At 68.6% G+C, this 6,931-nt stretch carries 7 protein-coding genes; 5 read left to right on the top strand and 2 right to left on the bottom strand.

Translation table 11 applies throughout. The annotated features are described in order from the left end of the window. The coding region (locus ACYQ8K_RS11940) for a DUF222 domain-containing protein (protein ID WP_459969111.1) at nucleotides 1-245 on the bottom strand (245 nt) is incomplete at its 3' end. A 374-nt stretch (nucleotides 246-619) separates the two neighbouring features. Here ACYQ8K_RS11940 and ACYQ8K_RS11935 point away from each other — a divergent pair. Next, nucleotides 620-2,329: a thiamine pyrophosphate-requiring protein gene (locus ACYQ8K_RS11935; RefSeq protein ID WP_459969109.1), complete on the top strand. Its 1,710-nt coding sequence runs from the start codon at nucleotides 620-622 to the stop codon at nucleotides 2,327-2,329. A gap of 5 nt (nucleotides 2,330-2,334) precedes the next feature. Here the strand turns inward: ACYQ8K_RS11935 and ACYQ8K_RS11930 are convergent, their stop codons facing one another. Then, on the bottom strand, nucleotides 2,335-3,549 hold the full coding sequence (locus ACYQ8K_RS11930; RefSeq protein WP_459969107.1) for a permease: 1,215 nt from the start codon (nucleotides 3,547-3,549) through the stop codon (nucleotides 2,335-2,337). A gap of 403 nt (nucleotides 3,550-3,952) precedes the next feature. Between ACYQ8K_RS11930 and sepIVA the strand changes: the two genes are divergently transcribed. From sepIVA to mutM, 4 genes are all read left to right on the top strand, one after another. Then, entirely contained in the window at nucleotides 3,953-4,690 is a 738-nt protein-coding gene (sepIVA, locus tag ACYQ8K_RS11925; RefSeq protein WP_459969123.1) for a cell division protein SepIVA, read from the top strand. Between the two features lie 69 nt (nucleotides 4,691-4,759). Beyond that, complete coding sequence (locus ACYQ8K_RS11920; RefSeq protein WP_459969105.1) at nucleotides 4,760-5,350, top strand: YceD family protein; 591 nt, start codon at nucleotides 4,760-4,762, stop codon at nucleotides 5,348-5,350. Then, nucleotides 5,347-6,060, top strand: coding sequence for a ribonuclease III (rnc, locus tag ACYQ8K_RS11915; RefSeq protein ID WP_459969103.1), 714 nt, complete (start codon nucleotides 5,347-5,349; stop codon nucleotides 6,058-6,060). Before ACYQ8K_RS11920 ends, rnc begins: the two co-directional genes overlap by 4 nt. Then, nucleotides 6,061-6,930, top strand: a complete 870-nt coding sequence (gene mutM / locus ACYQ8K_RS11910) for a DNA-formamidopyrimidine glycosylase (protein ID WP_459969101.1) — start codon at nucleotides 6,061-6,063, stop codon at nucleotides 6,928-6,930. Nucleotide 6,931 lies beyond the last annotated feature (1 nt).

Here is a 6,931-nt window from a genome sequence, read left to right as displayed (position 1 = left end):
GCGATGGCGGTGATCGTGTGGGCGTTGGCCGGCGAGCAACCGGTCTTCCAGGCCACCAACGCCGGCACCGACCGCGCGCCCGTCATGCCGACGAGCTCGTCGCGCTCGATCTCGGCCACGATCTCCACCATGCGCCCATCAATCGCATTGCGCTGACCGGTCAACTGCGCCAGCTCCTCGAACAGCACCTCGAGACGATCCTTAGGGCGCACCTCGACGCTGGCTGCACTCGCGGTCGGGGACATGACGACATCATCGCAGCCACCTACGACAACTCCCGGTCCGCAATCCGCGCCGGTGCCCGATCGCGCACCGTCCACCCCACAAAACCACACGACCTGCACCGCGGTCGCTCAGGAAACGGACGAAAGCGATCGCCTCACGCGGACTGCTGTCACAAACGAAATGCCATGGGGTAGTCGCGGTTTGACAGACCCCGACGAGTGCTCCGTCAATGATCCGATGCCGCTCGAAGGAGGCGGTCGACGGGTTCGAGCGCGTCACGGGCAACCCAGTCCATCGGAAAAGGTCGCAGACGCCCGCGCAGAACGTATGTTGAAGATCTGATCCGGAGGAGGGGGTATGTGCGGTCGCCGACGTCGATAGGAGAACGGCAGCCATGACGGTAGACAATCCAGTCGACGTGCCCGAGGCCGCGGCCGATCTGATCGCGCTGCTCGCCGACGAGGGAGTCGCGCACTTCTTCATCAACCCCGGAACCGATTCCGCGCCGATCCAGGAGGCGCTGGCCGCGGCGCGCGCCTCCGGCACGCCAAGCCCGCAGGCCGTGTTGTGCGTGCACGAGAGCATCGCCCTGGCGGCGGCCATCGGTCATCACATGGCCAGTGGCCGGCCGCAGGCGATCATGGTGCATGTCGACGCGGGGACGCTGAACCTGGGCTGCCAGCTGCACAACGCGCAGCGCAACGGAACTCCGGTGGTGATGTTCGCCGGGCGCACTCCCTACAGTTCGGCGCCGCAGGTGCGCGGTCACCGCGATACCTACATCCATTGGCAGCAGGAGCAACTCGACCAGCCGGCCGTGGTGCGCAACTACGCCAAGTGGCACATGGAGGTGCCCCGCGGCCGCGAGCTCGCCCCGATCGTACGTCGGGCGTTCCAGGTCGCCCAGTCCTGCCCGTCGGGTCCGGCCTACATCATGCTGCCGCGAGAAGCGTTGATGGAACCAGGTGTCGGCGCGTTGCCGCGCCGGTTGCCGCCGGCCGTCCCGCCCGGCCCGGACCCGGGCGCGCTGGGACGGTTGGCGGGAATCCTGGTGGCGGGCAAGCGGGTTGTCATCGTCACGTCCAGGACCGCCGCCGACCCGGGGACCGCGACCGTGCTGGCCCGCATCGCCGAGCTGCTCGGCGCGCCGGTGGTCGATCAGGGCGACCGCGCCAACCTGCCGCCGGGCCATCCGCTGCACGTGGTCGGCGACGCCGCCCCGCTGGAAAGCGCCGACACCGTGCTCGTGCTGGACTCCGAGGTGCCCTGGGTGCCGTCGGAATTGGCCCCGCCCGCGCAGGCCCGCGTGGTGCAGATCGACGGAGACCCGGTCAAGCCGAGCATGCCGCTGTGGTCGTATCCGGTCGAGGTTGCGCTGACCGCCGACACCCGCGTCGCGCTGCTGCTGCTCGAGCAGACGCTGCTGCGGCTGGCCACCGACGAGTTGCGGGACAAGTGGGCCGCGCGCCGGCAGGAGGCGGAGGCCGAGACCGCCGAACGCGGCCGCGAAGGGATCCGCCGGGCCGCCTCCGATCACCCGGCGGACGCCCCCGATGCGATGCTGGCCGCGCTGGGCCGCGCCCTGCCCGACGATGCGGTCGTGGTCCAGGAGGCCGTCACCAACCGGGCCGCCGTGGCCCGGCAGGTGCGCCGGGCTCCCGGGCACCTGTTCGACACGGGCGCACCGGCTTTGGGCTGGGCGCTGGGCGGCGCGTTCGGGGTCAAACTCGCGCGGCCGGAGGCGCCCGTCGTCGCCATCTGTGGAGACGGTTCGTTCAACTTCGGCGTGCCCACCGCCGCGTTATGGTCGGCGCATCGCCACGGCGCGCCGTTCGTCACGGTCGTCTTGAACAACCGGTCCTACCTTGCCTCCAAGCTGCCGGTCATGGGGTTGTACCCGGACGGAGTGTCGGTGCGGGAGAACGACTTCGGCGAAACCCGGCTCACTCCGGACACCGACTACGCTGCCCTCGCCAAGGCCTGCGGCGGCAGCGGGCGCAGCGTGCACACGCCGGCGGAGATGGGCGAGGCCCTCGGTTGGGCGCTCGCCGAGGCGGACCAAGGCCGTTGCGTCGTGCTGGACGTGCGGTTGCCACAACCCTGACGCGGTCAGTGACGATGTTCGGTTTCGCCGGCCTCGGGGGAGCCGCCCATCATGCGCGCCATCGGCAGGCCCCCGGACGTGACGAACCGGGCGACCAGGATGGCCGCGAGCGCCAGGAACGCGATGTTGAGCCAGGTCGTGTAGTTCCAGGAGATCGACGCCTCGGTCACCGTCGCGTTGCGTTGCGCGGGAATGAGATTGGTTGTGCCGAAGATCAATTCGACCAGATACCCGGCGGCCACCATCGCGGCGTAGAAGGTGCCCAGCAGCGTCAGCATCATCTTGGTGCCGTAGTACTTGCGGTAGATATTGAGGATCGGGAGGATCAGCAGGTCGGCGTAGATGAACGCGATGACGCCGCCGAAGCTGATGCCGCCGTTCCACAACACCGCCGCCAGCGGGACATTGCCGATGGAACACACGAAGGACACCATCGCCACGATCGGCGCCACAATCGGTCCCCATATCGCCGACAGTCCCGGGTGATCGGCCAAAAAGAAGATCTGCCAGAACTTTTCGGGGACCCAGGCCCCGATGGCGCCCGCGATCAGCAGACCCAAAACGAGGTCGCGCAGGATCGCCAGCCACTCCATCACAAACACGTGCGAGACCGAGGTCAGGCCCGCGGGGGAGAACAGCCGGCGCCAGAACGAGCCTTCCCCCTGGATGGACATGTCCATGGCGGCGTGGCCTTCCATCGAGCCGGCGATTCCCCGCTCCGCCTGCTCGCGGGCGGCGTCGACGAGTCGTGATCGGACGAACAGCCGGAACAGCACCGCCAGCACCAGGATCATCAGCGGGCCGCCGACGAACTCGGCGGCGGTGAACTGCCAGCCCATCAGCAGCGCCAGGATGATGCCGAGTTCCACCACCAGGTTGGTGGACCCGATTTGGAACGCCATCGCGGCCGTGAAGTCCGCGCCCTTGCGGAACAGCGATCGCGCCAACGCCACCGCGGCGTACGAGCACGACGACGACGCCGCTCCCAGTCCGGCCGAGACCGCGAGGGTGCGCGGCCGGTCGTCACCCAGCAGCGCCACGATCGTGGCGCGGCGCACCACGGCCTGCACCACCGCCGAGAGGGCGAAGCCCAGGATCAGCGCCCACAGGATTTCCCATGTCATCGAGCCCGCGAGCGCCAACGCGTGTCCAACCGCTGATAGCACCGTCACTGTGTCCTTACCTTTCCTCCTGCGGGAGACGAGTCGCTTCGAGGGCACCCAACGGTGAAGTATATACCCCATGGGGGTATAGCGCGCGGACTGAAGACGACGGCTCGGATAGTGCCCCCGCCGACCGCGACCTAGAATCGCTGGCAAATAGCCGGGTCCCGGCGCGTCGACGCAAACGCCGGGCTTGCGCCCAACCCGCGTCGGCGGGGCCCGGCGGCAAATATGGACGAACCACCCCGCGCGGCCGCCGTGGCCGCGGTAACAGCCTGAATGGGCGCTTCTGCGATGACACCGACTTGCCGCCGGCCGGCCAGAAACACCGGACCAGGGCGTTTGGGGCGCCCCGAACGGGCAAATACCCGACACACCGACGTCGCCACCGCAGTCACAGGGACATCACCAGGCACACTAGTAACAACAGGATCTTTGCAGACGCCAGGAGGGTATGGCCGTGTATCGAGTCTTTGAGGCGCTGGACGAACTCAGCGCCATCGTGGAAGAAGCCCGTGGCGTTCCAATGACGGCCGGCTGCGTGGTGCCTCGCGGCGACGTGCTGGAGTTGATCGACGACATCAAGGATGCGATCCCGGGCGAGCTGGACGACGCCCAGGACGTCCTGGACGCACGCGACTCCATGCTGCAGGACGCCAAGACGCACTCCGAGTCCATGGTGTCCTCGGCGACCACCGAGTCCGAGTCGATGCTCAACCACGCCCGCTCGGAGGCCGACCGGCTGCTGTCGGACGCCAAGGCGCAGGCCGACCGGATGGTGAGCGAAGCGCGCCAGCACAGCGAGCGGATGGTCGGCGAGGCCCGCGAAGAGTCGATGCGCATCGCCACGGCGGCCAAGCGCGAGTACGAGGCCAGCGTCGGGCGCGCCCAGGCCGAGGCCGACCGGCTGCTCGAGAACGGCAACATCTCCTACGAGAAGGCCGTGCAGGAGGGCATCAAGGAGCAACAGCGCCTGGTCTCGCAGAACAGTGTGGTGGAGGCGGCCAACGCCGAGGCCACCCGGCTCATCGACTCGGCGCACGCCGAGGCCGACCGACTGCGCGGCGAATGCGACATCTACGTCGACAACAAGCTCGCCGAGTTCGAGGAATTCCTCAACGGCACGCTGCGGTCGGTGGGGCGCGGTCGTCACCAACTGCGGACGGCGGCCGGCACCCACGACTACGCGGTGCGGTAGCCCGTCGCGGCTGTTTGCCGGGCGGGCGCGCCCTGGAATTATGCGGTCAGCGCCGTAGGATTTCCTTTTATGACGCGGCAGCACAGCACACCATCGACTCGGTCACGCCTGGCCGCGCCGATGGCGTTCGACATCACCCGGCTCGGGCGCCGCCCGGGGGCGATGGTGACGTGGCAGAAAACCGTGCCCAGTCCGTCGCGCATCGGGCTGGACATGATCGCGATCGAGGCGGACGCCCCACTGGAGCTAAATCTGCAGATCCAATCGGTGTCCGAGGGCGTCCTGGTGACCGGAACGGTGACCGCGCCCACCGCAGGCGAGTGTTCGCGTTGCCTGACCAAGCTCGAGGGACAGGTGCAGGTGCGGCTCACCGAGCTGTTCGCCTACCCGGACAGCACCACCGAGGCGACCACCGAGGAAGACGAGGTGGGCCACATCGTCGATGACGTCATCGACCTCGAGCAGTCGATCGTCGACGCCGTGGGACTGGAACTTCCGTTTGCGCCCGTCTGCTCGCCGGACTGCCCCGGGCTGTGCCCCGAATGCGGTGTTTCGCTGGCCGCCGAGCCGGAGCACCAGCACGATCGCATCGATCCGCGGTGGGCCAAGCTGGCCGGCATGTTCGGCACCGAGTCGGACGCGCCGCGGGGTGAGCGGTGAGTCCGCGCCAACCGCTGCTCGACGCCCTCGGGGTTGAGCTGTCCGAGGAACTGCTGTCCCTGGCGCTCACGCATCGCAGCTACGCCTACGAACACGGCGGCCTGCCGACCAATGAGCGCCTGGAATTCCTGGGCGATGCGGTGCTGGGCCTGACCATCACCGACGAGCTGTACCACCGGCACCCCGAGCGCACCGAGGGGGATCTGGCCAAGTTGCGGGCCAGCGTGGTCAACACCCAGGCGCTGGCCGACGTCGCGCGCAAGCTGTGCGACGGGGGCCTCGGCGTCCACCTGATGCTGGGGCGCGGGGAGGCGAACACCGGCGGTGCCGACAAATCGAGCATCCTGGCCGACGGCATGGAATCGCTGCTGGGCGCGATCTACCTCGATCACGGGATCGACGTTGCGCGCGAGGTGATTCTGCGGCTGTTCGGGCCACTGCTGGACGCCGCGCCGACGCTGGGGGCGGGCCTGGACTGGAAGACCAGCCTGCAGGAGCTGACCGCGGCCCGCGGCATGGGCGCGCCCTCCTACGTCGTCACCTCCACCGGGCCCGACCACGACAAGGAATTCACCGCGGTCGTCGTCGTGGCGGAGACCGAATACGGCACCGGCGTGGGCCGTTCCAAGAAGGAGGCCGAGCAGAAGGCCGCGGCCGCCACCTGGAAGACGCTCGACGTGCTGGATCCCGCGGGGAAAACCAGCGTCTAGATGCCCGAACTGCCCGAAGTCGAGGTGGTGCGCCGCGGCCTGCACGCCCATGTCGTCGGCAAGACGATGTCGGCCGTCCGGGTGCATCACCCGCGCGCGGTGCGTCGCCACGAGGCCGGACCCGCGGACCTCACCGCCCGGCTGTTGAACGCGCGGATCACCGGCACCGATCGCCGCGGCAAGTACCTGTGGCTGCTGCTCGACACGGAACCCGCTGGGCGGGAAACGGATACGGCGCTGGTGGTGCACCTGGGCATGAGCGGACAGATGCTGCTGGGGAAGGTGCCGCGCGCCGACCACGTCCGGATCTCGGCGCTGCTCGACGACGGCACCGTGCTGAGCTTCGCGGATCAGCGCACCTTCGGTGGGTGGATGCTCGCCGACCTAATCGAGGTGGACGGAAGCGTGCTGCCGGAGCCCGTCGCACATCTGGCGCGAGACCCGCTGGACCCCCGCTTCGATGCGGATGCGGTGGTGAAAGTGTTGCGGCGCAAGCACTCCGAGATCAAGCGACAGCTTCTCGATCAGCAGGTGGTGTCCGGCATCGGCAACATCTACGCCGACGAGGCGCTGTGGCGCGCCAAAGTGAACGGCGCCCGGATCGCCGACACGCTGAGCCGCAAGCAGTTGATCGCCGTGCTGGACGCGGCCGCAGAGGTGATGCGCGATGCGCTGGCCCAGGGCGGGACCTCGTTCGACTCGCTGTACGTCAACGTCAACGGCGAATCCGGATACTTCGACCGATCGCTGGACGCCTACGGCCGCGAGGGCAAAGCGTGCCGCCGTTGCGGGGCGGTGATGCGCCGGGAGAAGTTCATGAACCGCTCGTCGTTCTACTGCCCCAAATGCCAACCGCGGCCCCGTGTTTGAG

The sequence above is a fragment of the Mycobacterium sp. MUNTM1 genome, from assembly GCF_054660795.1.
This window is presented reverse-complemented; position numbering and strand designations above follow the sequence as displayed.

Coding starts and splice junctions, on each gene's coding strand:
- ACYQ8K_RS11920 (WP_459969105.1), top strand. CDS start 4,760: ATGACGCGGCAGCACAGCACACCATCGACTCGGTCACGCCTGGCCGCG.
- mutM (WP_459969101.1), top strand. CDS start 6,061: ATGCCCGAACTGCCCGAAGTCGAGGTGGTGCGCCGCGGCCTGCACGCC.
- ACYQ8K_RS11935 (WP_459969109.1), top strand. CDS start 620: ATGACGGTAGACAATCCAGTCGACGTGCCCGAGGCCGCGGCCGATCTG.